General features: G+C 60.8%; 23 protein-coding genes. 13 read left to right on the top strand and 10 right to left on the bottom strand.

From position 1 onward, the window contains the following. Positions 1 to 3 precede the first annotated feature (3 nt). The 3 genes from PspS04_RS17630 to PspS04_RS17640 all read right to left on the bottom strand — a co-directional run bounded on the left by PspS04_RS17630 (position 4) and on the right by PspS04_RS17640 (position 4,032). Entirely contained in the window at positions 4 to 729 is a 726-nt protein-coding gene (locus PspS04_RS17630; RefSeq protein ID WP_159996906.1) for an IclR family transcriptional regulator, read from the bottom strand. Between the two features lie 201 nt (positions 730 to 930). Continuing rightward, complete coding sequence (gene cysS, locus PspS04_RS17635; RefSeq protein ID WP_159996908.1) at positions 931 to 2,313, bottom strand: cysteine--tRNA ligase; 1,383 nt, start codon at positions 2,311 to 2,313, stop codon at positions 931 to 933. 18 nt (positions 2,314 to 2,331) lie between these two features. Beyond that, positions 2,332 to 4,032, bottom strand: a complete 1,701-nt coding sequence (locus PspS04_RS17640; protein WP_159996910.1) for a glutamine--tRNA ligase/YqeY domain fusion protein — start codon at positions 4,030 to 4,032, stop codon at positions 2,332 to 2,334. Between the two features lie 250 nt (positions 4,033 to 4,282). On the opposite strand from PspS04_RS17640, the gene PspS04_RS17645 reads away from it, so the two are divergent. Continuing rightward, positions 4,283 to 4,786, top strand: coding sequence for a peptidylprolyl isomerase (locus PspS04_RS17645; RefSeq protein WP_095171372.1), 504 nt, complete (start codon positions 4,283 to 4,285; stop codon positions 4,784 to 4,786). Further along, entirely contained in the window at positions 4,783 to 5,526 is a 744-nt protein-coding gene (gene lpxH / locus PspS04_RS17650; protein WP_095171374.1) for a UDP-2,3-diacylglucosamine diphosphatase, read from the top strand. Before PspS04_RS17645 ends, lpxH begins: the two co-directional genes overlap by 4 nt. Positions 5,527 to 5,602: 76 nt before the next feature. Here lpxH and PspS04_RS17655 read toward each other — a convergent pair whose 3' ends face one another. After that, complete coding sequence (locus PspS04_RS17655; RefSeq protein ID WP_095171376.1) at positions 5,603 to 5,941, bottom strand: hypothetical protein; 339 nt, start codon at positions 5,939 to 5,941, stop codon at positions 5,603 to 5,605. A 168-nt stretch (positions 5,942 to 6,109) separates the two neighbouring features. Here PspS04_RS17655 and PspS04_RS17660 point away from each other — a divergent pair, with 168 nt between their 5' ends. From PspS04_RS17660 to PspS04_RS17705, 10 genes are all read left to right on the top strand, one after another. Then, positions 6,110 to 6,358, top strand: a complete 249-nt coding sequence (locus PspS04_RS17660) for a hypothetical protein (RefSeq protein ID WP_095171377.1) — start codon at positions 6,110 to 6,112, stop codon at positions 6,356 to 6,358. Between the two features lie 59 nt (positions 6,359 to 6,417). Further along, positions 6,418 to 6,747 carry a DUF6388 family protein gene (locus PspS04_RS17665; protein ID WP_159996912.1) on the top strand — a complete coding sequence of 110 codons (330 nt, stop codon included), beginning with the start codon at positions 6,418 to 6,420 and terminating at the stop codon, positions 6,745 to 6,747. A gap of 3 nt (positions 6,748 to 6,750) precedes the next feature. Next, positions 6,751 to 7,455 carry a YoaK family protein gene (locus PspS04_RS17670; RefSeq protein ID WP_159996914.1) on the top strand — a complete coding sequence of 235 codons (705 nt, stop codon included), beginning with the start codon at positions 6,751 to 6,753 and terminating at the stop codon, positions 7,453 to 7,455. A gap of 65 nt (positions 7,456 to 7,520) precedes the next feature. Further along, the gene (gene tusD / locus PspS04_RS17675; protein ID WP_159996916.1) at positions 7,521 to 7,913 is read left to right on the top strand and encodes a sulfurtransferase complex subunit TusD; all 393 of its coding nucleotides are present in this window, start codon (positions 7,521 to 7,523) and stop codon (positions 7,911 to 7,913) included. Positions 7,914 to 7,916: 3 nt separating this feature from the next. After that, positions 7,917 to 8,279: a sulfurtransferase complex subunit TusC gene (gene tusC, locus PspS04_RS17680; RefSeq protein ID WP_159996918.1), complete on the top strand. Its 363-nt coding sequence runs from the start codon at positions 7,917 to 7,919 to the stop codon at positions 8,277 to 8,279. Beyond that, entirely contained in the window at positions 8,279 to 8,578 is a 300-nt protein-coding gene (tusB, locus tag PspS04_RS17685) for a sulfurtransferase complex subunit TusB (RefSeq protein WP_159996920.1), read from the top strand. The genes tusC and tusB overlap by 1 nt, the downstream gene beginning before the upstream one ends. Next, positions 8,575 to 8,910, top strand: coding sequence for a TusE/DsrC/DsvC family sulfur relay protein (locus tag PspS04_RS17690; protein WP_159996922.1), 336 nt, complete (start codon positions 8,575 to 8,577; stop codon positions 8,908 to 8,910). The genes tusB and PspS04_RS17690 overlap by 4 nt, the downstream gene beginning before the upstream one ends. Beyond that, complete coding sequence (locus tag PspS04_RS17695) at positions 8,907 to 9,908, top strand: glycosyl transferase family protein (protein ID WP_159996924.1); 1,002 nt, start codon at positions 8,907 to 8,909, stop codon at positions 9,906 to 9,908. The genes PspS04_RS17690 and PspS04_RS17695 overlap by 4 nt, the downstream gene beginning before the upstream one ends. A 91-nt stretch (positions 9,909 to 9,999) precedes the next feature. Continuing rightward, positions 10,000 to 11,001, top strand: coding sequence for a glutathione S-transferase family protein (locus tag PspS04_RS17700; RefSeq protein ID WP_159996926.1), 1,002 nt, complete (start codon positions 10,000 to 10,002; stop codon positions 10,999 to 11,001). Between the two features lie 268 nt (positions 11,002 to 11,269). Next, positions 11,270 to 12,445: an integrase core domain-containing protein gene (locus PspS04_RS17705; RefSeq protein WP_159993658.1), complete on the top strand. Its 1,176-nt coding sequence runs from the start codon at positions 11,270 to 11,272 to the stop codon at positions 12,443 to 12,445. Positions 12,446 to 13,194: 749 nt separating this feature from the next. On the opposite strand, the gene cysG is transcribed toward PspS04_RS17705, so the two are convergent. The 6 genes from cysG to ftsK form a co-directional block, all read right to left on the bottom strand. Next, positions 13,195 to 14,589: a siroheme synthase CysG gene (gene cysG / locus PspS04_RS17710; protein WP_095165209.1), complete on the bottom strand. Its 1,395-nt coding sequence runs from the start codon at positions 14,587 to 14,589 to the stop codon at positions 13,195 to 13,197. Continuing rightward, positions 14,590 to 15,870 carry a serine--tRNA ligase gene (gene serS / locus PspS04_RS17715; protein ID WP_159996928.1) on the bottom strand — a complete coding sequence of 427 codons (1,281 nt, stop codon included), beginning with the start codon at positions 15,868 to 15,870 and terminating at the stop codon, positions 14,590 to 14,592. It lies immediately after the preceding gene. A 16-nt stretch (positions 15,871 to 15,886) separates the two neighbouring features. Continuing rightward, complete coding sequence (gene crcB, locus PspS04_RS17720; protein WP_095165211.1) at positions 15,887 to 16,261, bottom strand: fluoride efflux transporter CrcB; 375 nt, start codon at positions 16,259 to 16,261, stop codon at positions 15,887 to 15,889. Further along, positions 16,261 to 17,583, bottom strand: a complete 1,323-nt coding sequence (locus PspS04_RS17725) for a replication-associated recombination protein A (protein ID WP_095165212.1) — start codon at positions 17,581 to 17,583, stop codon at positions 16,261 to 16,263. The genes crcB and PspS04_RS17725 overlap by 1 nt, the downstream gene beginning before the upstream one ends. A 162-nt stretch (positions 17,584 to 17,745) precedes the next feature. Next, on the bottom strand, positions 17,746 to 18,369 hold the full coding sequence (lolA, locus tag PspS04_RS17730; protein ID WP_095165214.1) for an outer membrane lipoprotein chaperone LolA: 624 nt from the start codon (positions 18,367 to 18,369) through the stop codon (positions 17,746 to 17,748). Positions 18,370 to 18,427: 58 nt separating this feature from the next. Further along, positions 18,428 to 20,833, bottom strand: coding sequence for a DNA translocase FtsK (ftsK, locus tag PspS04_RS17735; RefSeq protein ID WP_159996930.1), 2,406 nt, complete (start codon positions 20,831 to 20,833; stop codon positions 18,428 to 18,430). 307 nt (positions 20,834 to 21,140) lie between these two features. On the opposite strand from ftsK, the gene trxB reads away from it, so the two are divergent. Beyond that, positions 21,141 to 22,091, top strand: a complete 951-nt coding sequence (trxB, locus tag PspS04_RS17740) for a thioredoxin-disulfide reductase (RefSeq protein WP_159996932.1) — start codon at positions 21,141 to 21,143, stop codon at positions 22,089 to 22,091. Positions 22,092 to 22,119: the final 28 nt, after the last annotated feature.

Here is a 22,119-nt window from a genome sequence, read left to right on the forward strand (position 1 = left end):
CATTCAGTCGAGCCGGGCGCTCAGGCGCAGGGCCACGTCCTGGGTCCAGCGGATCAGGCGTTCACTGCGGGTGTGCGCCCGGAAGGCAGGAGCCATGAGGCTGATGGCGCCTTGCAGGCGATTTCGGCTGTCGAGCAACGGCGCACTGATACCCCAAATGCCGTCGTCGATTTCACTCACACTCACGGCATAACCGGCAGCGCGGATATCGGCAAAACTGCGTTGGTACGTGGCGACGTCCTCGCTTTCGACGCCTTGCGCCAAAAGAGCCGACAGGCTTTGCGCCTCATCCATATAGGCCAACAGCACTCTCGCCGACGCACCGACCAACAGCGGCTGGGCCAGCCCTTTTTGGTAGCAGCAACGCAGCGGTTGCGGGCTGTCGACCAGTTCGATGCAAATCGCCTGGCCATTGCTGGGCACCATTAACGCCACGCTTTCCTGGCTTTGCTCGGCCAGGCGCTTGAGTTCCGGCTTGGCGAGGGTCACCAGCACCGCTTCGCGGTCGAATTTCTTGGCCAGTTGCAAACAAGTTGGCCCCGGCAAATAGCGACCCTGACCGTTCTCTTCGGCAAGCCCCCAGCGCAGCAGGGTCTTGAGATGGCGATAAGTGCTGCTGAGCGGCTGTGCCAGTTGCTCGGACAGTTCTTTGGCGGAGATCGCCTCGCGGGATTGCCCCAGGGTGACGAGGATTTGCAGCAAGCGATCAGTGGGCGTGTTGTAGTTCATATCGGCCTCATGCTCTTGCGGGCATGGTGCACCGAGTTTTCCATTAACTGAAACCGGATTCCCACTGAGTGGGAAAAAACCCGCAAATAACGATCAGTGGTCAGCCCTTAGCCTCACGGATGATCTGCCGAATCGATGGCTTGCGATGCCGGTCAAAACAAAACCCGCACTAGGCGGGTTTGGTTTGTAGCAGCGCAGCAGTCAGTCAGCCAGACGCCAGGTCGTACCACCCTTGCCGTCTTCCAGCACCACGCCCATGGCGGTGAGCTGGTCGCGGATGCGGTCGGATTCGGCCCAGTCTTTAGCGGCACGAGCCGCCAGGCGCGCGGCGATCAAGCCATCGACTGCAGCCGCATCCACCCGTCCTTCGGCGCCAGCCTGCAGGAAGTCATCGGCCTCAAGCTGCAACACACCCAGCACGCTGGCCAGTTCTTTCAAGCGCGCTGCCAGGCCGGCCGCCGCATCGAGATCGCTCTCACGCAGGCGGTTGATCTCGCGCACCATCTCGAACAGCACCGCGCAGGCTTCCGGCGTGCCGAAGTCGTCGTTCATCACCTGGGTGAACCGCTCGACAAAGGCTTCGCCACCGGCCGGCGCCACCTTCGGCAGGCCTTTCAATGCGTGGTAGAAACGCTCCAGGGCGCCCTTGGCGTCCTTGAGGTTGTCTTCCGAGTAGTTGATGGCGCTGCGGTAGTGGCTCGACACCAGCAGGTAACGCACGACTTCCGGGTGGTACTTTTCCAGCACATCGCGGATGGTGAAGAAGTTGTTCAAGGACTTGGACATCTTCTCGCCATTGATGCGAATCATCCCGCAATGCATCCACGCGTTAGCGTAGGTCTTGCCGGTGGCCGCTTCGCTCTGGGCGATTTCGTTCTCGTGGTGCGGGAACTCCAGGTCGCTGCCGCCACCATGAATGTCGAAGGTCTCGCCCAGGCAGCAGGTGGACATCACCGAGCACTCGATGTGCCAGCCCGGACGCCCAGCGCCCCACGGCGACTCCCAACTCGGCTCGCCCGGCTTGACGCCCTTCCACAGCACGAAATCCAGGGGATCGTCCTTGGCTTCGTCGACCTCGATCCGCGCACCGATGCGCAGGTCTTCGATCTTCTTGCGCGACAGCTTACCGTAGCCCATGAACTTGCCGACGCGGTAGTACACGTCGCCATTGCCCGGGGCGTAGGCGTAACCCTTGTCGATCAGGGTCTGGATCATCGCGTGCATGCCCGGAATGTGATCCGTGGCGCGCGGCTCCATGTCCGGCTTCTGGATGTTCAGGCGCGCTTCGTCTTCGTGCATCGCCGCGATCATGCGCTCGGTCAAGGCTTCGAACGACTCGCCGTTCTCATTGGCCCGATTGATGATCTTGTCGTCGATGTCGGTGATGTTGCGCACGTAGGTCAGGTCGTACCCGCTGAACCGCAACCAGCGGGTCACCAGGTCGAACGCGACCATGCTGCGGCCGTGGCCGAGGTGGCAGTAGTCGTACACGGTCATGCCGCACACGTACATGCGCACCTTGTTGCCATCGAGCGGCTTGAAGACTTCTTTGCTCTTGGTGAGCGTGTTGTAGATCGTTAGCACGTTAGTTCCTTGACTGAATCACTGACCCCAGGAGTCGCGCAGGGTCACGGTACGGTTGAATACCGGAGCGCCCGGTTTCGAGTCCTTGATATCCGCGCAGAAGTAACCTTCGCGCTCGAACTGGAAACGGTCTTCCGGCTGTGCATCGCCCAGCGAAGGCTCGGCACGACAACCGGTGAGGACTTGCAGTGAGTCAGGGTTGATGTTGTCCAGGAAACTGGCGCTGTCTTCGGCCTTCTCAGGGTTGGCCGAGCGGAACAGGCGATCGTACAGGCGCACTTCGCACTCGATGCTGGCAGCCGCCGGCACCCAATGCACCACACCCTTGACCTTGCGGCCTTCAGGGTTCTTGCCCAGGGTGTCTGGATCGTAGGAGCAGCGCAGCTCGACGATATTGCCGTCGGCATCCTTGATCGCTTCGTCGGCGCGAATCACGTAGCTGCCGCGCAGGCGCACTTCACCGCCCGGCTCCAGGCGCTTGTAGCCTTTTGGCGGCTCTTCCATGAAGTCATCGCGGTCGATGTAGATTTCACGGGCGAACGGCAGCTTGCGCACGCCCAGCTCTTCTTTCTGCGGATGACGCGGCAGTTCGAGGTTTTCGACCTGGTCTTGCGGATAGTTGGTGATCACCACCTTCAACGGACGCAGCACGCACATGGCGCGCGGAGCGTTCGCGTCGAGATCCTGACGGATGCTGAATTCCAGCATGCCGAAGTCGACCACGCCATCGGAACGGTTGGTGCCAACCATGTCGCAGAAGTTGCGGATCGACGCCGGGGTGTAGCCGCGACGACGGAAGCCCGACAGCGTCGACATACGCGGGTCATCCCAGCCATGTACGTGCTTTTCATCGACCAGTTGCTTGAGCTTGCGCTTGCTGGTGATGGTGTAGTTCAGGTTCAGGCGGCTGAATTCGTACTGGCGCGGCTTGGCCGGCACCGGCAGCGCGTCCAGGAACCACTCGTACAGCGGACGATGGCTTTCGAACTCCAGGGTGCAGATCGAGTGGGTGATGCCTTCGATGGCATCCGACTGACCGTGGGTGAAGTCATAGTTGGGGTAGATGCACCACTTGTCACCGGTCTGGTGGTGGTGGGCATGACGGATGCGGTACATGATCGGGTCGCGCAGGTTCATGTTCGGCGAGGCCATGTCGATCTTGGCCCGCAGCACCCGTGCACCGTCCTGAAACTCACCGGCTTTCATGCGGGCGAACAGGTCGAGGTTTTCTTCCACGCTGCGCTCACGGAACGGGCTGTTCTTGCCCGGCTCGGTCAGGCTGCCGCGGTATTCCTTGGCCTGCTCAGGGGTCAGGTCGTCGACATAGGCCTTGCCCGCCTTGATCAGCTCGACCGCCCAGTCGTGCAACTGGTCGAAATACTGCGAGGCATAGCGCACTTCACCGGACCACTGGAAACCCAGCCACTTGACGTCGCTTTCGATGGCATCGATGTATTCCTGGTCTTCCTTGGCCGGGTTGGTGTCGTCGAAACGCAGGTGCGTGACGCCACCGAACTCCTGGGCCAGGCCGAAGTTCACACAGATCGACTTGGCGTGACCGATGTGCAGGTAACCATTGGGCTCTGGCGGAAAACGGGTGACGATCTGCGTGTGCTTACCCGAGTCCAGGTCCGCCTGGATGATCGGGCGCAGGAAGTTGACCGGCACGGCTGGGCCGTTCTTGGAATTCGAGGCAGGGTCGACAGTGGGCTTGCTCATAGGATCCTTGGGCGTACAAGTGCGTGGCCTACATGCAGGCCGAACAAAACAAAGCCGCTATCATAGCCGATGCGGTCAAGTGCCTGACAGAGCAGGCCGGAAAACTGCTGCTTTTAATCGAACCCAGATGAAAAAACAGCCTCGAAATTCGCGCCCGGCACGCTAAACTGCGCACCTTGGCCGACGCTGGCCAAACCGGTTGGGGGCCGTGCGGCCCCGAAACCCACGAATTCCTTAAAGAGTAGCGATCATGACTCAAGTCAAACTGACCACCAACCACGGCGACATCGTCCTGGACCTGAACGCCGAGAAAGCCCCGATCACCGTGGCCAACTTCATCGAGTACGTTAAGGCCGGTCACTACACCAACACCGTGTTCCACCGTGTAATCGGCAACTTCATGATCCAGGGCGGCGGTTTCGAGCCAGGCATGAAGGAAAAGAAAGACAAGCGTCCAAGCATCCAGAACGAAGCGGACAACGGTCTTTCCAACGACAAGTACACCGTGGCCATGGCTCGCACCATGGAGCCGCATTCGGCTTCCGCGCAGTTCTTCATCAACGTGGCGGACAACAGCTTCCTCAACCACAGCGGCAAGAACGTGCAGGGCTGGGGCTACGCGGTGTTCGCCAAAGTGACTGCCGGCACTGACGTTGTCGACAAGATCAAGGGTGTTTCCACCACCATGAAGTCCGGCCACCAGGACGTTCCAGCAGAAGACGTGATCATCGAGAAAGCCGAGATCATTGAGTGATACTGCTGATTTCAGACTTACATCTGGAAGAGGAACGCCCGGACATCACCCGGGCGTTTCTGGATTTGCTCGCCACCCGTGCCCGCACGGCCAGTGCGCTGTACATACTGGGCGACTTTTTCGAGGCCTGGATCGGCGACGACGCCATGAGCCCCTTCCAACGCTCCATCTGCCAAGCCCTGCGCAACTTGAGCGACAGCGGCACGGCCATCTTTCTGATGCACGGCAATCGCGACTTCCTGTTGGGCAAGGCCTTCTGCAAAGCAGCCGGCTGTACCCTGCTAAAAGACCCGAGTGTGGTGCAACTCGCCGGTGAACCGGTGCTGCTGATGCACGGCGACAGCCTGTGTACCCGCGACATCGGCTACATGAAACTGCGACGTTACCTGCGCAACCCGCTGACGCTGTTCATCCTGCGCCACCTGCCCCTGCGCACCCGCCACGCGCTGGCGCGCAAGTTGCGAAGCGAAAGCCGCGCGCAGACCCGCATGAAAGCCAACGACATCGTCGACGTGACCCCCGAGGAAATCCCGCGGATCATGCAGCAATACGGGGTAAAAACCCTGATCCACGGCCACACGCACCGTCCCGCCATCCACAAGCTGCAAATTGGCGACCTGGCAGCCAAGCGCATTGTGCTGGGTGACTGGGATCGTCAAGGCTGGGCGTTGCAGGTGGACGACCAAGGATTCCAACTGGCCGCGTTCGACTTCCCGGTGGCTGCCTTGCCACAGCTGTAGGAGCGAGCTTGCTCGCGATAGCAGTGGCTCAGGCCCCATCGCGAGCAAGCTCACTGCCACATCTATGGATAACCCCCTACAAGCAGGTCGCCAAAGCCGCCAACCGACGCGTGGCAACCCAGCTATCTTGCACCACGTAATACTTCAACACCCCGCCCTGCACATCGATAAACGACTCAGCCGACCGGGTATAAACAGTAAACCCACCACCGTCCCCCGGCTCCAGGTAACCGCTGGCATCCACCCCAAACACCGCCTCATCCTGCCAGGCAAACTGCACACACTGGGCAACCACCAGATCAGCCTTGTTCGAAGCGAGCGTCTTGTAGGGGCTCTGGGTGCGGGCCTGGTTCATCGTCGATCCCGCACACCCGGCCAGTAACAGCCCCGCCAGTGCCACCAGACAAATACGCATCGTGCTTCCTTAAATGGGTAAAACGGCGACTCTATCACTCCACACCGCCGTCTCGAAGTGCAAAGGCTCTGCTTTACTTCGAGATAAGGCGCGACAGGCCACGGTTATTCACGCACCCTGTCGCGCCATTATGGGCGCCCTGCGCCACGTACTCTTTCTGGAAAGCCAATGACCCCGAACGCCGAGCTGTACAAACCGTCCACCGACTACGCCGACAAACTGATCAGCCAGATCGGCCAGACCCCCTCCTGGATTGCCAAGCGCATTGGCGTGACCGACAAACGCATCCGCTACATTCTCGACGGCGAACGCACGGTAAAGGGCGAGACCACGCCGATCCAGATGACCTACACCGAACAATTTGCCCTCGAGTGCCTGGCAGCCGAGGCCAAGGCCAACCGCAAGAAGACTTCCTGACCCGGATCAAGGCCCGGCCCGGTACCGCGCGCATACTTTCATTTTGACCAGGATGATTCATGGCCTCGATCGAATCGCAACACGAACTGGCGCTGCAACGTTTTCTCAATGCCCATCCGGCACTGCGCGAAGAACTGGACCACCTCAATCCACTGGCCGCCCAGGCCAAAGGCGAGAGCATGGAGCAGTTTCGCAGCGAACACCTGCACCAAGCCTACGAAGCCGAGGCCGAGCGCCTGGGCCTGTTTGCCTGGGAACTGACCTTGCAGTTGACCGCCGCTACCCCCGAGGACTTCGCCGCCCAACGGCTGGAAGTGCACAAGGAGGTGGCGCAGATGGCCGGCATGGACTGGCAGGAGTACTGCGAACTGCACGGCCTCGAGCGTTAGCCGATGCTGCCTTCCCCACCCCATCGCGCACCCACCAGCGGGCTGTTGCACGTGCAGAAATGGCGCGGCCGGGTCGGCCTGTGCCTGGTGGCGAGCCTGTCGGTCCTGGCAGGCATGACCGACGCCATCGGTTTCATGGCCACCGGCGACTTTGTTTCCTTCATGAGCGGCAACACCACCCGCCTGGCGGTGGCGATCAGCGCCAGTGACTGGCAACTGACCCTGCACCTGTCAGTGCTGGTGCTGATGTTTATCGTCGGCAACGCCTTGGGCGTGATCGTCAGTCGCATCGGTCGGCGCCGCGCCCTGCCCTTGATGCTGAGTATCGCCGCCCTGCTGTGCGCCGCTGCGGCCTGGCCATTCGAAACGCAATTCCCGGCATTGCTGGCGGCCATTCTGGCCATGGGCATGCTCAATGCCGCCGTGGAGCAGGTCAACGGCCTGCCGATTGGCCTGACTTACGTGACCGGCGCCCTGTCACGCTTCGGCCGTGGCCTGGGGCGCTGGATGCTGGGCGAGCGGCGCACGGGCTGGCGCGTGCAGTTGATCCCCTGGGCCGGGATGTTTGCCGGTGCCGTGCTGGGGGCGATCCTGGAGCAACGGTTCGGCCTGCAAGCGCTGTACGCCAGCGGCTTGTTGGCGGCCGTGCTGGGCATTGTCTCGCTGAAGATTCCGCGCCGCTGGCAACTGGGCTACATGCCACGCTGAATCGCCCTTCGCCGCACCGCCGATAAAGCATTATCATGGCCGCAGATTTATCGTCAGAGTTCGCCATGAAGTTCGCCATCGCGCTGTTTTCTGCCCCTCACGCGCCCTCCTCGCGCCGCGCCCTGCTGTTCGCCCAGGCTGCGCTGTCCGGCGGGCACCAGATCGTACGGCTGTTTTTCTATCAGGACGGCGTCTACAACGCTTCGAGCAGCGTCGTCACCCCGCAGGATGAGCAGGACGTCGCCCAGCAGTGGCGCACCTTCGTCAGTGCGCACCAGCTCGATGGCGTGGTGTGCATCGCCGCCGCCCTGAGACGCGGTGTGCTGGACGAGACCGAGGCCAAGCGCTATCAGCGCAGCGCGATCGATGTCGACGCGCCGTGGCAGTTGTCCGGCCTCGGTCAACTGCACGACGCGGTGCAAGACGCCGATCGCCTGATTTGCTTTGGAGGGCCATGAGCCGTGCCTAAATCCCTGTTGATTATCAGCCGCCAGGCCCCCTGGTCCGGCCCCGGTGCCCGTGAAGCACTGGACATCGTGCTGGCCGGCGGCGCCTTCGACCTGCCCATCGGCCTGCTGTTTCTCGATGATGGCGTGTTCCAGCTGGCCAGCCAGCAGAATGCCAAGGCGGTCCAGCAGAAAGACCTCAGTGCCAACCTGCAAGCCCTTGACCTGTTCGGTGTCGAAGACCTCTACGTCTGCGCCGACAGTGCCCACGCACGTGGCTTGCAGGCGCAGGACTTGAGCCTCGATGAACTGCAGCTATTGGCCGCCGGGCAGATCTCGGCCGTTATTGACCGCTATGACCAGGTTATTACCCTCTGATGTCGACTTTGCATGTGTTGTCTCATTCACCCTTCTCCGACAACCGGCTGGACAGTTGCCTGCGCTTGCTCGGCGGCAACGATGGCCTGCTGCTCACAGGGGACGCGGTCTATGCCCTACAACCCGGCACCACACCGTGCAATCAGTTACAGCAACGGGCTGACAGCCTGCAGCTGTTTGTCCTGGAAGAAGACGTCCAGGCTCGAGGCTTGCCGGTGCCGCAGTGGATCAAGTCCCTTGACTACCCGGCCTTCGTCGAACTGTCGATAACCTACGACAAGGTCAACAGCTGGTTATGAACACGCTGACCGTGGGTACACGCCAGATCGAACTGGACAAAGACGGCTATCTGCTCGACCTGGCGGACTGGTCGGCGCAAGTCGCCGACGCGCTGGCGGCCACCGAAGAGCTGCAACTGAGCGCCGAACACTGGGAAATCCTCGAGCTGCTGCGCGGTTTCTACCAGGAGTTCCAGCTATCACCGGCAACTCGCCCGCTGATCAAGTACACCGCGCTCAAGCTGGGGCCGGACAAGGGCAACAGCCTGCACCTGAACCGCCTGTTCAAAGGCACTCCCGCCAAACTCGCCGCCAAGCTGGCGGGCCTGCCCAAACCGACGAATTGTCTATGACCGATTTCGCTCCACTGCTTACCGAAACGCCCGCCGAACACCCGTTTGCCCCCTTCGTGCGCATCCTCGGCAAAGGCAAGCGCGGCGCGCGCAACCTGACCCGCGAGGAAGCCCGCGAAGCCATGGGCATGCTGCTCGACGACAAGGTCGAGGACACCCAGCTCGGCGCCTTCCTCATGCTGTTGCGGCACAAGGAAGAGAGCCCGCAAGAACTGGCGGGCTTCACCGAAGCCCTGCGCGAGCGCCTGCACGCCCCGCCCTTGGCGGTCGATCTCGACTGGCCGACCTACGCCGGCAAGAAGCGGCACCTGCCGTGGTACCTGCTGGCAGCCAAGTGCCTGGCCCAGAACGGCGTGCGCATCTTCATGCATGGCGGTGGCGCGCACACTGCCGGGCGCCTGTACAGCGAGCAACTGCTCGGCGAATTGAACATTGCGTTGTGCCGCAACTGGCAGCAAGTCGGTACGGCACTGGACAACGCTGGCCTGGCGTTCATGCCGCTGATGGACTGGGCGCCGCAACTGCAGAAGATGATCGACCTGCGCAACACGCTCGGCCTGCGCTCACCGATTCATTCGCTGGCGCGGATCCTTAACCCCCTGGGCGCGCGCTGCGGCCTGCAAAGCATTTTCCATCCGGGCTATCAGGCTGTGCATCGCGATGCCAGCGGCTTGCTCGGTGACACGGCGATTGTGGTCAAGGGCGATGGCGGTGAAATCGAGATCAACCCGGATGCCGACAGCCATCTGTACGGCACTGCCGGCGGCGAGAGCTGGGACGAAGAATGGCCACAGCTGTCGGCGCAACGTCACGTCAAGCCGGCCTCGCTGGATATCGAGCATCTGAAAGCGGTGTGGCGCGGCGATGTAGTCGACAGCTATCCGCAAATGGCCCTGATTTCGACCATGGCCCTGGCCCTGCGCGGTCTTGGCCAGCCCCGTGAGCAAGCATTTGAAACCGCCGAAAAATACTGGGCTGCTCGCGACAAATCGATTTAACCGATCATTGGCGCCCGATCTTTGCGCTTTTTGTTCGAACTCATCGGAATAGACTCGGCTCCAACGATTATTGGTTTGCGGAGTCTTGATCATGGGTTTACTCGTTGATGGCCACTGGCAGGACCAGTGGTACGAAAGCAGCAAAGACGGCGCGTTCCAGCGCGAACAGGCGAAACGCCGCAACTGGGTCACGGCTGACGGCCAGCCCGGCCCCAGCGGCGAAGGTGGCTTTAGCGCTGAAGCCGGGCGTTATCACCTTTACGTTTCGCTCGCCTGTCCGTGGGCACATCGCACGCTGATCTTGCGCAAACTCAAAGGCCTGGAAGGCCTGATCGACGTTTCGGTGGTCAGTTGGCTGATGCTGGAAAACGGCTGGACCTTCGACACTGCGCTCGGATCAACCGGCGACAAACTCGATCACTTCGACTTCATGCACCAGCGCTATACAGCCGACACGCCCGACTACACCGGCCGCGTCACCGTGCCGCTACTGTGGGACAAAAAGCTCAAACGCATCGTCAGCAATGAATCGGCCGAGATCATCCGCATGTTCAACAGCGCGTTCGATGACTTGACCGGCAATGACCTGGACTTCTACCCGGCACCGCTGCACGGCGAGATCGATGCGCTGAATGAGCGGATCTATCCGGCCGTGAACAATGGCGTGTATCGCGCAGGGTTTGCCACCTCGCAACAGGCATATGCAGAGGCGTTTGATGAGGTGTTTGCCGAGCTCGATCACCTGGAGCGTGTCTTGGGCGCAAACCGCTATCTGGCGGGGGAGTACCTGACTGAAGCGGATGTGCGCTTGTTCACTACGATGATCCGGTTCGATGCGGTGTATCACGGCCACTTCAAGTGCAACCTGCGTCGGATAGCCGATTACCCGAACCTGTCGAACTGGCTACACGAACTGTATCAATGGCCGGGGATTGCCGAGACGGTGGACTTTACCCACATCAAGAATCACTACTACGCCAGCCACAAGACCATCAATCCGACGGGGGTGGTACCAAAAGGACCGCAACAGGATTTCAACGCGGCCCATGATCGGCAGCGCTTGAGTGGCCAGGGGGTTTGGCGTAAGGCCTGATGTTGCGGGGCTTTTGAAGGCCCTATCTCGGTATAGGTATCTACACAACGTTGTAGCGGCCTCTGGGGGGTTGGATTAGGCGGAGTACATATCCATTTCTTCGGTAACGGCCTCCTATGGTTCCGCCTGACGGCGGCTCACTTTTGAACAGCGCAAAAGTAAGCAAAACGCTCTTTCCGGTATGACTCACCCACATGGGTTACAAATCAGTTCACGCACATAGGTAACAGTTATTAACTGGCATGGTCGATTTCGCGAGGATCTGACCATGCCCTGGAGAGAGCTGAAACCTATGGATCGAAAAGTGATGTTCATCGCTGCCTATCTGGCGGACAAACACACCTTCAGCAAGCTGTGCAGTGACTACGAGATCAGTCGAAAGACTGGCTATAAATGGGTCGAGCGATACAAAGCTGAAGGGCCTAGTGGGCTTGAGGAACGCAGCCGTTGCCGGCACAACCAGAGCTACGTGGTGCCTGTCGCTGTTAGGCAGGCAATCATCGAGCTTCGGTCTATCGGAGAAACAACTCCAGGGCCTAAGAAGATCCAAAATGACTTGCTCAAGCGCTTTCCCGATCAGGATCCGCCGTCAAAAACGACCATCTACAACATCCTTAAAGCAGCCGACTTAATTACGCCGCAGCGTGTACGACGGCGTGTCGCGGTCTATCCCAAACCTTTGAGCAAGGCAGAAAAACCTAATCAGCTCTTTAGCGCGGACTACAAGGGCCAGTTTCTGACGGGCGCCGGAGTTTGGTGCTATCCACTGACGATCATGGATCACGCCAGCCGTTTTCTACTGGCCTGCCAGAGTATGTCCAGTACCAATCTGAAGGAGACCCAACAGACCTTTGAGCGAGTTTTCCGCGAGTACGGGTTGCCGGAGCGTATTCGAACTGACAATGGTGTGCCATTTGCCAGTACCGGCCGTGCCGGGCTGTCGCAGCTGTCGATATGGTGGCTGCGACTAGGGATTATTCCTGAGCGAATTGAGCCTGGCCGTCCGGACCAGAATGGGCGTCACGAACGCATGCACCGAACGCTGAAAAGCACCTTGCCTCAACCGCCCGCCATTCCTTGGGAGGCTCAGCAGAGACAGTTTGACCGCTTTATGCAGCACTACAATTATGAGCGGGGGCACGAGGCGCTTGACCAGAAAACGCCTGCTTCCTGCTATTCACCCTCGACTCGGACTTACCCGGAAAAGTTGCCTGAAATGGGGTATGCGAGCCACGTGGAGTGTTACCTGGCTGATAGTAATGGAATCATTAATCGAGCAGGTCTGCGGATTTATATAGCCAATGTGCTTAAGCATCAGACCATTGGAATGGAGATGATCAGTGATGATGTGTGGGAGGTGATATTCGGTCCGGTAATCCTAGGCCGGGTCTATGCTAGAGAGGCAAAGAACGGGTACGTGTCGATAAAAGTGTTACCTATGTAAAGGTACTTTTTTGTAACCCATGTGGTTGTCCCGTACATTCCCCACCACTCGGTACCTCGCTTAGGCTCGGCATGCCCGTACTCCGACATTGATTTGGGGGGCCGCCGCAATGGGCCCTCCCTGGCCCAGTGCGGCTAAACCGGCGTCCTGCCGGTTTACCCCCCAAATCAATATCGGACTCCGGCCAGCGTGGTTAACGGGGCGCCCAGGATCAAAAACAAAGCGAGGCGGCCTAAAAGCCGACCTGATCGCTAGGGCATGCGCGGTGTAGCTTCTACTTCCTAAGACGCTGACGAAGTCAGCAATCTTTTGATCTGGCTCTGGCTCTTGATCCTGGGCGCCCCGTTAACCACGCTGGCCGAACGCAGGCTTGAAGCCGTGGGTAACCCGGCAGGACGCCGGGTTAGCCGCCCCGCGCCATGGATGGCGCGTGGCGGCGGCCCACGGATTCAAGCCGGAGTGAGGGCACACCGAGCCTAAGCGAGGTGCCGAGTGGTGGGGCAAGAGCCTTTTGCTTACTTTTGGGCTCCTCCAAAAGTGAGCCGCTGTAAAAGCGGAACCATAGGAGGCCGTTACCGCAAGAATGGATATGTACTCGGTCTAATCCAACACCCCGCCCGGCCCAGAGACCGCTAAAACGTTGTGTAGATAGCTATGCCCATCGCGGGCAAGCCCGCTCCCACAGGGGATTTGTGTCCAGCACAAGTCATCTGTGGGCGCGGATGCCCGCGATATTGGCAACGCGGACTTCAGACCTGCGCCTGCGCCCCTTCAAACCATGCCAGTTTCTCACGCAGTTGCACCACCTCTCCCACGATCACCAGGGTCGGCGCATGCACTTCATGCTCCGCCACCAGGCGTGGCAGGTCGGCCAGGGTGCCGGTGAAGACTCGCTGGTTAGCGGTAGTGCCCTGCTGGATCAACGCCGCTGGCGTGTCCGCGCCCCGGCCGTGCTTGATCAACTGCTCGCAGATGATCGGCAAGCCCACCAGGCCCATGTAGAACACCAGGGTCTGGGCCGGTGCGACCAGGTCGCTCCACGGCAGGTCGCTGGTGCCGTCCTTAAGGTGACCGGTGACAAACCGCACGGATTGCGCGTAATCACGGTGGGTCAAGGGAATCCCGGCGTAGGCTGCGCAACCGCTGGCAGCGGTAATGCCCGGCACCACCTGGAACGGGATGCCCTGGGCCGCCAGCTCTTCGATTTCTTCGCCGCCGCGCCCAAAGATGAAGGGATCGCCACCCTTGAGTCGCACCACACGCTTGCCTTGCCGAGCCAGGTCCACCAGTTGCTGGTTGATCTGGTCCTGGGGCACTGCGTGATCGGCGCGACGCTTGCCGACGTAGACACGCTCGGCGTCGCGCCGACAGAGTTCGAGAATCGCTGGCGCCACCAGGCGGTCGTACAGCACCACGTCTGCTTGTTGCATCAGACGCAGGGCGCGGAAGGTCAACAGGTCCGGATCACCCGGGCCCGCGCCCACCAGATACACCTCGCCGGTAGTCACGCTGGCTTCACCCGCCAGCTTGGCTTGCAGCAAGCGTTCGGCCTCGGCGCCCTGCCCGGCCAGTTGCCGATCGGCGATCGGTCCCTGGAACACGTCTTCCCAGAAGCCACGGCGTTGCTGCACGTCCGGGAACAGGCCTTTGACCTGGTCACGGAAACGCGCCGCCAAGCCCGCCAACTGGCCGTAGGTCGACGGAATCCAGGTTTCGATCTTGGCCCGGATCAGCCGCGCCAGCACCGGTGCATCACCGCCGCTGGACACCGCAATGATCAGCGGCGAACGGTCGACAATCGCTGGGAAGATCACGCTGCACAGGGCAGGCGCGTCCACCACATTGACCGGCAGGCAACGCCGGTGGGCATCGGCGGAGACTTGCGCGTTCAAGGTTTCGTCATCGGTAGCGGCAATGATCAGCCCGCAGCCATCCAAGTCCGATTCCTGGTAGCCGCGCACCAGCAGTTCGCCGCCACTGTTTTGCACCAGCTCACGCAGCTGGACTTCGATCTCGGGTGCAACGACCCGCAGCAGCGCACCGGCATCGGCCAGCAGGCGGGATTTGCGCAAGGCAATCTCCCCTCCACCGACCACCAGCACACGGCTACCGCGCAGGTTGTGAAACAGTGGCAGATATTTCATTTAGCCGATGACCTCAAGGCCACCCATGTAGGGTTTCAGCACGTCTGGCACGCGGATCGAACCGTCAGCCTGCTGGTAGTTTTCCAGCACCGCCACCAGGGTCCGACCGACTGCCAGGCCAGAACCGTTCAAGGTGTGCACCAGCTCAGGCTTGCCGGTTTCCGGGTTACGGAAACGCGCTTGCATGCGTCGGGCCTGGAAATCACCGCAGTTGGAGCACGAGGAAATCTCGCGGTATTTGTCCTGGCTCGGAATCCACACTTCCAGGTCGTAAGTCTTGACGGCGCTGAAGCCCATGTCGCCGGTGCACAGCGCCAGGGTGCGGTAAGGCAGTTCCAGCAATTGCAGGACCTTCTCGGCGTTGGCGGTGAGGCCTTCGAGGGCTTCCATCGAGGTCGACGGCTCGACGATCTGGACCATTTCAACCTTGTCGAACTGGTGCTGGCGAATCATCCCGCGGGTATCACGACCCGAGGCACCGGCTTCACTGCGAAAGCACGGGGTGTGCGCGACGAACTTGATCGGCAGCAGCTTGGCATCGACGATTTCGCCGGCGACGATGTTGGTCAGCGACACTTCGGCAGTCGGGATCAGGTACAGATCGGCCTCGCCTTCGCGGCTGATCTTGAACAGGTCTTCCTCGAACTTCGGCAGTTGGCCAGTGCCTTGCAGGGCCGGCGCTTGCACCAGATAAGGGGTGTAGGCCTCTTCGTAACCGTGTTCGGTGGTATGCAGGTTGACCATGAACTGCGCCAGGGCGCGGTGCAGACGGGCAATCGGCCCGCGCAGCAGGGCAAAACGGGCACCGGACAGCTTGGCGGCGGTTTCAAAGTCGAGCCAGCCGAACTTCTCGCCCAGGGCGACGTGGTCCTTGACCTCGAAATCGAAAGTGGCCGGGGTGCCCCAGCGACGCACTTCAACGTTGCCGTCTTCGTCTGCGCCTACCGGCACCGACTCATGCGGCAGGTTCGGCAGGCCCAGCAGGATGGCATCCAGCTCGGTCTGGATCGCTTCCAGCTCGACCTTGCCGGCCCCCAGTTCGTTGGCCATGCGCTCGACGTCGGCCATCAACGGTGCGATGTCTTCGCCGCGCTGTTTGGCCTGACCGATGGATTTGGAACGCGCGTTACGTTCAGCCTGCAGTGCTTCGGTGCGGGTCTGGACGGTCTTGCGCTGTTCTTCCAGCGCTTCGATGCGCGCGACATCCAGCACAAAACCACGGGATGCCAGGCGGTCCGCTACGTCCTGAAGGTTGCTACGTAACAGTTTGGAATCGAGCATGTCGGTCTCTCGTTTATCAAAGTTTGGTCAGGGACAGGCCAGCCCAGGTCGCGAGCAGCCCGCCGAATACGCTGATGGCCGCGTAGCCCAGGGCCAGCGGCACTTGCCCGCTTTCCAGCAAGCGCACCGTATCCAGTGAAAAGGATGAAAAAGTCGTCAGGCCGCCAAGAAAGCCAACCATCAACCCGGCGCGCACCTCCAGGGGTACTTCCGGGCGAGTCAAAAACAGGCCGTACAAAATGCCAATCAGCAGACAGCCCACGATATTAACGGCCAGCGTCGCGCTATAGAAGTGCCGCGGCCAATTGGCGTTGATCCAGTTGCCGGTGGCAAAGCGCAATAACGTGCCGGCCACCCCGCCGACGGAAACCGCAACAATCAGTGCAAGCACTATTTTCTCCGCTGCCTAGGGCTTAAACGGTCGAGTTTTGCCAAGTGATTGAGCTTCTCGCCGATTTTCAACTCCAGGCCACGGGGCACCGGTTGATAGAACGGGATCGGCTCGAGCTCTTCCGGGAAATAGTCTTCCCCGGCGGCATAAGCATCCGGTTCGTCGTGGGCATAGCGGTATTCGTCACCATAGCCCAATTGCTTCATCAGCTTGGTCGGCGCATTGCGCAGGTGCAGAGGCACTTCCAGCGAACCGTGCTCGGCAGCGGCACGCAGGGCAGTCTTGAAGCCCATGTACACCGCGTTGCTTTTCGGTGCGCAAGCCAGGTAGGTGATGGCCTGGGCCACCGCCAGTTCGCCTTCGGGGCTGCCCAGGCGCTCCTGCACTTCCCACGCCGCCAGGCACAGGCTGAGGGCGCGCGGGTCGGCATTGCCGATGTCTTCGCTGGCCATGCGCACCACGCGCCGGGCCAGGTACAGCGGGTCGCAACCGCCGTCGATCATGCGCGCGAACCAGTACAGCGCGCCGTCGGGGTTGGAGCCACGCACCGATTTGTGTAAAGCGGAAATCTGGTCGTAGAAGGCTTCACCGCCCTTGTCGAAACGACGACGAGTGTCACCGAGCAAGCTTTGCAGGAGATCGGTGCCGATTTCGCTGTTGTCTTCAGCCAGGTCCGAGGCGTTTTCCAGCAGGTTGAGCAGACGCCGACCATCGCCGTCGGCGGCCGACAGCAGCATCTGGAAGCCTTCGTCGCTGAGGCTCAGGTTGCGCTTGCCCAGGCCCCGCTCTTCGGTCAGCGCGCGCTGCACCAGCTTGCGCAGGGCCGTCTCGTCGAGGCTTTTAAGCACGTACACGCGTGCCCGCGACAGCAAAGCGTTATTGAGTTCGAACGAAGGGTTTTCCGTGGTCGCGCCGATGAAAATCAGCGTGCCGTCCTCGACATAGGGCAGGAACGCATCCTGTTGGGACTTGTTGAAGCGATGCACTTCGTCGACGAACAAGATGGTGCGGCGGCCGTATTGCCCAGCCTGCTGCTTGGCCACTTCCACTGCCTGGCGGATCTCCTTGACCCCGGCCAGCACCGCCGAAACCGTTTCGAAGTGCGCATCCGAAACTTCCGCGAGCAAACGCGCCAGGGTGGTCTTGCCCACACCCGGCGGTCCCCAGAAGATCATCGAATGCAGGGCACCCTGCTCCAGCGCCTCGCGCAAGGGCTTGCCGCGGGCCAGCAGGTGTTCCTGGCCGACGTACTCATCCAGGTTCGCCGCGCGCAAGCGAGCGGCCAGTGGCTGAGCGATCGGGGCACTTCGAAACAGATCCATGACTACGTTTGAAACCTCACTGGGGCCTGACGTCGATGTGCTTGACAACACAATCCCTGTGGGAGCGGGCTCGCCCGCGAAAGCGGCGCATCAGTCACATCAATGCTGGATGTACCGGCGCCATCGCGGGCAAGCCCGCTCCCACAGGCGTTTTGCGGCTGGTTATTCCTGGATCACATCGGCACCCTTGGGGATGTCGAACTTGAACTTGGACGCCGGGATCGGCTCGTTGGCTTTTACACCGGTGAACAGGATATTGGTGCGCTGGCCGACGCTGTCGATCAGTTGCATGTCGTTGACCAGGCCATTACGGAACGACAGGCGCAGGTTGTCGAACAGGGTGTCCTTGGTTTTCGGCTTGAGGGTGAAATCGATCACGCCGCCGGCTTCCTTGGCACTGATATCAAAACTCTGGCTGATCTTCGACACATCACCGGAGAGCAGCAGCGCCGGGGTCTGGGTCAGGCGCTGGTCGAGGGTCTTGATGGTGACCTGCTCCAGGTCCGGGTCCCACAGGGAGACCTTCTTGCCATCGGAAACCATCAACTGTTCCTGCGGCGCATCGGTGTGCCAGTAGAACAGGCCCGGGCGCTGCAGCGACATCTGGCCGGTGGTTTCCTGCAACTGGGTACCGCTGCCGTCGAGGGTCAGCTGGGAGAAACGCGCACTCAGGGTCTGGGACTTTTCCAGCAGTTGAGTCAGACGCGCCACGTCCTTGTCATCGGCATGGGCCGAGAGGGTGGTGAAAGCCAGTACCGGCAACAGCAACATGCGGATAAGACGCATGGGAGTCCTCATAGAGATTCGTTTGAATGACGCGCCGCGTGAGGTCACGCGGCACTGATCAGTCGCGCACCGGGCCAGGGGCCAGGACTTCACGCGAGCCGTTGGTATTCATGGAGGTCACGACCCCGGCCATTTCCATGGCTTCGATCATGCGCGCCGCGCGGTTGTAGCCGATCTTGAGCTTGCGCTGCACCGCCGAGATGGACGCGCGGCGGCTTTCGAGCACGAACTGCACGGCTTCGTCGTAGAGCGCATCGGTTTCGGCGTCATCGTCACCACCGCCGCCGCCATTTTCAAAGCCGCTGCCGGCTTCTTCGACACCGGCGAGGATGTCGTCGTTGTATTCCGGAGCGCCGCGCAATTTCCAGGCCTCCACCACGCGGTGAACCTCGTCATCGGAAACGAACGCACCGTGCACCCGGATTGGCAGGCTGGTGCCAGGTGGCATGTAGAGCATGTCACCGTGGCCCAGCAGTTGCTCGGCGCCGCCCTGGTCGATGATGGTCCGCGAGTCGATCTTGCTCGACACCTGGAACGCCATGCGCGTCGGGATGTTGGCCTTGATCAGACCGGTGATCACGTCCACCGATGGACGCTGGGTCGCGAGAATCAGGTGGATACCGGCCGCACGGGCTTTCTGCGCGATACGAGCGATGAGTTCTTCAACTTTTTTGCCGACGATCATCATCATGTCGGCGAATTCGTCGACGACCACGACGATGGTCGGCAGCTTGGTCAGCAGCGGCGCTTCGTCGTGAATGCTATCGCGGTTGTACAGTGGGTCGGTCAACGGCGTGCCGGCTTCTTGCGCCTCGCGCACCTTCTGGTTGAAACCGGACAGGTTACGCACCCCCATCTTGGCCATCAGCTTGTAGCGCCGCTCCATCTCGGCCACGCTCCAGCGCAGGGCGTTGGCGGCGTCCTTCATGTCGGTGACCACCGGGCAGAGCAGGTGCGGAATGCCTTCGTAGATCGACAATTCAAGCATTTTCGGGTCGATCATGATCAGCTTGGCGTCTTCCGGGCCGGACTTGAACAGGATCGACAGGATCATTGCGTTGACCCCCACCGACTTACCGGAACCGGTGGTACCAGCCACCAGCAGGTGCGGCATTTTGGCCAGGTCGGTGATGATCGGCTTGCCGCCGATGTCGTGGCCCAGGGCCAGGGTCACCGGCGACTTGAAGTTGTCGTATTCCGGGGTCGACAGCACTTCGGAGAAGCGCACGATCTGCCGGTCTTCGTTGGGAATCTCGATACCGACCGTGGTCTTGCCCGGAATCACTTCCACCACCCGCACACTGGTCACAGCCAGCGAGCGCGCGAGGTCTTTCGCCAGGTTGGAAATACGGCTGACCTTGACCCCCGCCGCCGGCTGGATTTCGTAGCGGGTAATCACCGGACCCGGGTGAATCGAGTCCACCGAGACCTCGACCCCGAACTCCTTGAGTTTGATTTCCAGCAGATGCCCGACCGCCGCCAGCGACTCAGGCGAATAGTTGAGTTGTTTCTTTTCCGCCGGGTCGAGAATAGAGATCGGCGGCAAGGTGCCTTCCACGGCGCTGTCGACGAACAACGGCGCCTGCTTCTCTTTCTCCACGCGCTTGCTTGGGGCGGCGGGTTTCGGTGGCGCCGGGGCGATCACCGGCGGGACCTGTTTCTCGCGTTCGGACATGTGCTTGCTCAGGGCCTGCTCGCGCTCGATCAAGCGTTCCTTGACCTTGGCCTGCTCGCGTTTGTCGGTCACGGTCGGTGCGACGACGCTATGCACCCGATCATCCACTTCACGCAATTGCGCGACCAGTTGCTTGCGCTCGGTACGCGCGGCCCACCAGCGATTGGCGGCACCCTGGAACAGTTCGAACAGGTCGAGGGTGATCTTGCCGGTGACGTCCATTACCTTGAACCACGACAGGTCGGTAAACACGGTCAGGCCGAACAGGAACAGCGCAATGAACATCAGGGTGCTGCCCTGGATGTTCAGCGCATTCTTGGCCAACTCACCCAGGCTTTCGCCCAGCGCACCACCGGCGCCGGCCGGCAAGCCGGTGGGGGCATGGAAATGGATGTGGGCCAAGGCTGCGCCCGACAACACCAGGAACACCAGGCCAATCAGGCGCCAGGAGAACAGCCAGCCGCTCCACTCCCACGGATCGTGGCGCTGGCGGAAGATCTGATAGGTCTTGATCGCCAGCAACAGCGGGAAGATATAGGCGAAATACCCCAGCACCATGAACAGGATGTCGGCGCTGTAGGAGCCCGCCGGGCCGCCGAAGTTCTGCACGTCATCGATCTTGCTGTTGTGGCTCCAGCCCGGATCGTCCTTGCCATAGGTCAGCAAGGCCATCATCAGGAACAGGCACAAGGCCCCGATGGCGATCAACGCACCTTCCTTGAGTCGGTAGTGCAGGTGTTGACGCCAAAGCGGAACGACTGGTTTAGGTGCTGCGGTGGATTTCTTCAAAACGCTACTTTTCCTGCGCCAGGGGCGCGTCCATCTGTTGAATGACTATAAAAAACTGCCCAATCCAGGCAGGTAAAAAAGTGTAGAGGCGCAACTGGGACTACTTTTAACACTGCGCTTGGGTTTTTATAAACACGGCACGCTGTGCTTTTTTCCGTAAAGCATTGTTACAGCCTTGCATTGTACGGGTTTGTACGGCCGATGCCATGCTTCAAGTCCATGGCTACAGCATAGCCAGAAGTCTCTGGCACGCGATTCAATTTGAGCATGCATTGTCTTTTGTGACAAAGGCTTATGAGGTGTTTTTATGAGCGATGCGAAGCATTCACGCCTGATCATTCTGGGTTCCGGTCCTGCCGGTTACAGCGCTGCCGTTTATGCCGCCCGCGCCAACCTCAAACCGGTGGTCATCACCGGCATGCAGGCTGGTGGCCAGCTCACCACTACGGTCGAAGTCGACAACTGGCCCGGCGACGTCGAAGGCCTGACCGGCCCGGCACTCATGGAACGCATGCAAAAACACGCCGAGCGTTTTGACACACAGATCGTCTACGACCACATCCATACCGCCAAGTTGCAGCAACGCCCGTTCCAGCTGATTGGCGACAGCGCCACCTACACCTGCGATGCCTTGATCATCGCCACTGGCGCCTCGGCGCAGTACCTGGGACTGCCGTCGGAAGAGGCCTTTGCCGGCAAGGGGGTCTCGGCCTGCGCGACCTGCGACGGGTTCTTCTATCGCAACCAAGTGGTCGCCGTCGTGGGTGGCGGCAATACCGCGGTCGAGGAGGCTTTGTATCTGTCCAACATTGCCCGGGAAGTGCACCTGATTCACCGTCGCGACAAGTTGCGTTCGGAAAAAATCCTCCAGGACAAATTGTTCGAAAAAGCCGCCAACGGCAATATCCGCCTGCACTGGAACCAGAACCTGGACGAAGTCCTCGGCGATGCCAGCGGCGTGACCGGCGCCCGCCTGCGGGACAGCCTGAGCGGGCAAACCCGTGAGCTGCCCCTGGCCGGAGTCTTCATTGCTATTGGCCACAAACCCAATACCGAGCTGTTCCAGGGCCAGTTACCGATGCATGATGGCTACTTGCGGGTCCAGGGCGGCAGTGAGGGCAATGCCACCGCCACCGCGATTGCCGGGGTGTTTGCCGCAGGCGACGTAGCCGACCATGTGTACCGCCAGGCAGTGACATCTGCCGGCGCGGGTTGCATGGCGGCGCTGGACGCTGAAAAATACCTCGACGACAACTGACCCGGATGATGAGCGGCAGCCCGGCGCT

Source organism: Pseudomonas sp. S04, assembly GCF_009834545.1.
Lineage (GTDB): Bacteria > Pseudomonadota > Gammaproteobacteria > Pseudomonadales > Pseudomonadaceae > Aquipseudomonas.

Bases quoted from the DNA above. Each gene is read 5' to 3' on its own strand.
- PspS04_RS17630 (WP_159996906.1), bottom strand. From the start codon at position 729: ATGAACTACAACACGCCCACTGATCGCTTGCTGCAAATCCTCGTCACC.
- PspS04_RS17640 (WP_159996910.1), bottom strand. From the start codon at position 4,032: ATGAGCAAGCCCACTGTCGACCCTGCCTCGAATTCCAAGAACGGCCCA.
- PspS04_RS17645 (WP_095171372.1), top strand. From the start codon at position 4,283: ATGACTCAAGTCAAACTGACCACCAACCACGGCGACATCGTCCTGGAC.
- PspS04_RS17655 (WP_095171376.1), bottom strand. From the start codon at position 5,941: ATGCGTATTTGTCTGGTGGCACTGGCGGGGCTGTTACTGGCCGGGTGT.
- PspS04_RS17660 (WP_095171377.1), top strand. From the start codon at position 6,110: ATGACCCCGAACGCCGAGCTGTACAAACCGTCCACCGACTACGCCGAC.
- PspS04_RS17665 (WP_159996912.1), top strand. From the start codon at position 6,418: ATGGCCTCGATCGAATCGCAACACGAACTGGCGCTGCAACGTTTTCTC.
- PspS04_RS17670 (WP_159996914.1), top strand. From the start codon at position 6,751: ATGCTGCCTTCCCCACCCCATCGCGCACCCACCAGCGGGCTGTTGCAC.
- tusD (WP_159996916.1), top strand. From the start codon at position 7,521: ATGAAGTTCGCCATCGCGCTGTTTTCTGCCCCTCACGCGCCCTCCTCG.
- tusB (WP_159996920.1), top strand. From the start codon at position 8,279: ATGTCGACTTTGCATGTGTTGTCTCATTCACCCTTCTCCGACAACCGG.
- PspS04_RS17690 (WP_159996922.1), top strand. From the start codon at position 8,575: ATGAACACGCTGACCGTGGGTACACGCCAGATCGAACTGGACAAAGAC.
- PspS04_RS17695 (WP_159996924.1), top strand. From the start codon at position 8,907: ATGACCGATTTCGCTCCACTGCTTACCGAAACGCCCGCCGAACACCCG.
- PspS04_RS17700 (WP_159996926.1), top strand. From the start codon at position 10,000: ATGGGTTTACTCGTTGATGGCCACTGGCAGGACCAGTGGTACGAAAGC.
- PspS04_RS17705 (WP_159993658.1), top strand. From the start codon at position 11,270: ATGCCCTGGAGAGAGCTGAAACCTATGGATCGAAAAGTGATGTTCATC.
- cysG (WP_095165209.1), bottom strand. From the start codon at position 14,589: ATGAAATATCTGCCACTGTTTCACAACCTGCGCGGTAGCCGTGTGCTG.
- serS (WP_159996928.1), bottom strand. From the start codon at position 15,870: ATGCTCGATTCCAAACTGTTACGTAGCAACCTTCAGGACGTAGCGGAC.
- PspS04_RS17725 (WP_095165212.1), bottom strand. From the start codon at position 17,583: ATGGATCTGTTTCGAAGTGCCCCGATCGCTCAGCCACTGGCCGCTCGC.
- lolA (WP_095165214.1), bottom strand. From the start codon at position 18,369: ATGCGTCTTATCCGCATGTTGCTGTTGCCGGTACTGGCTTTCACCACC.
- trxB (WP_159996932.1), top strand. From the start codon at position 21,141: ATGAGCGATGCGAAGCATTCACGCCTGATCATTCTGGGTTCCGGTCCT.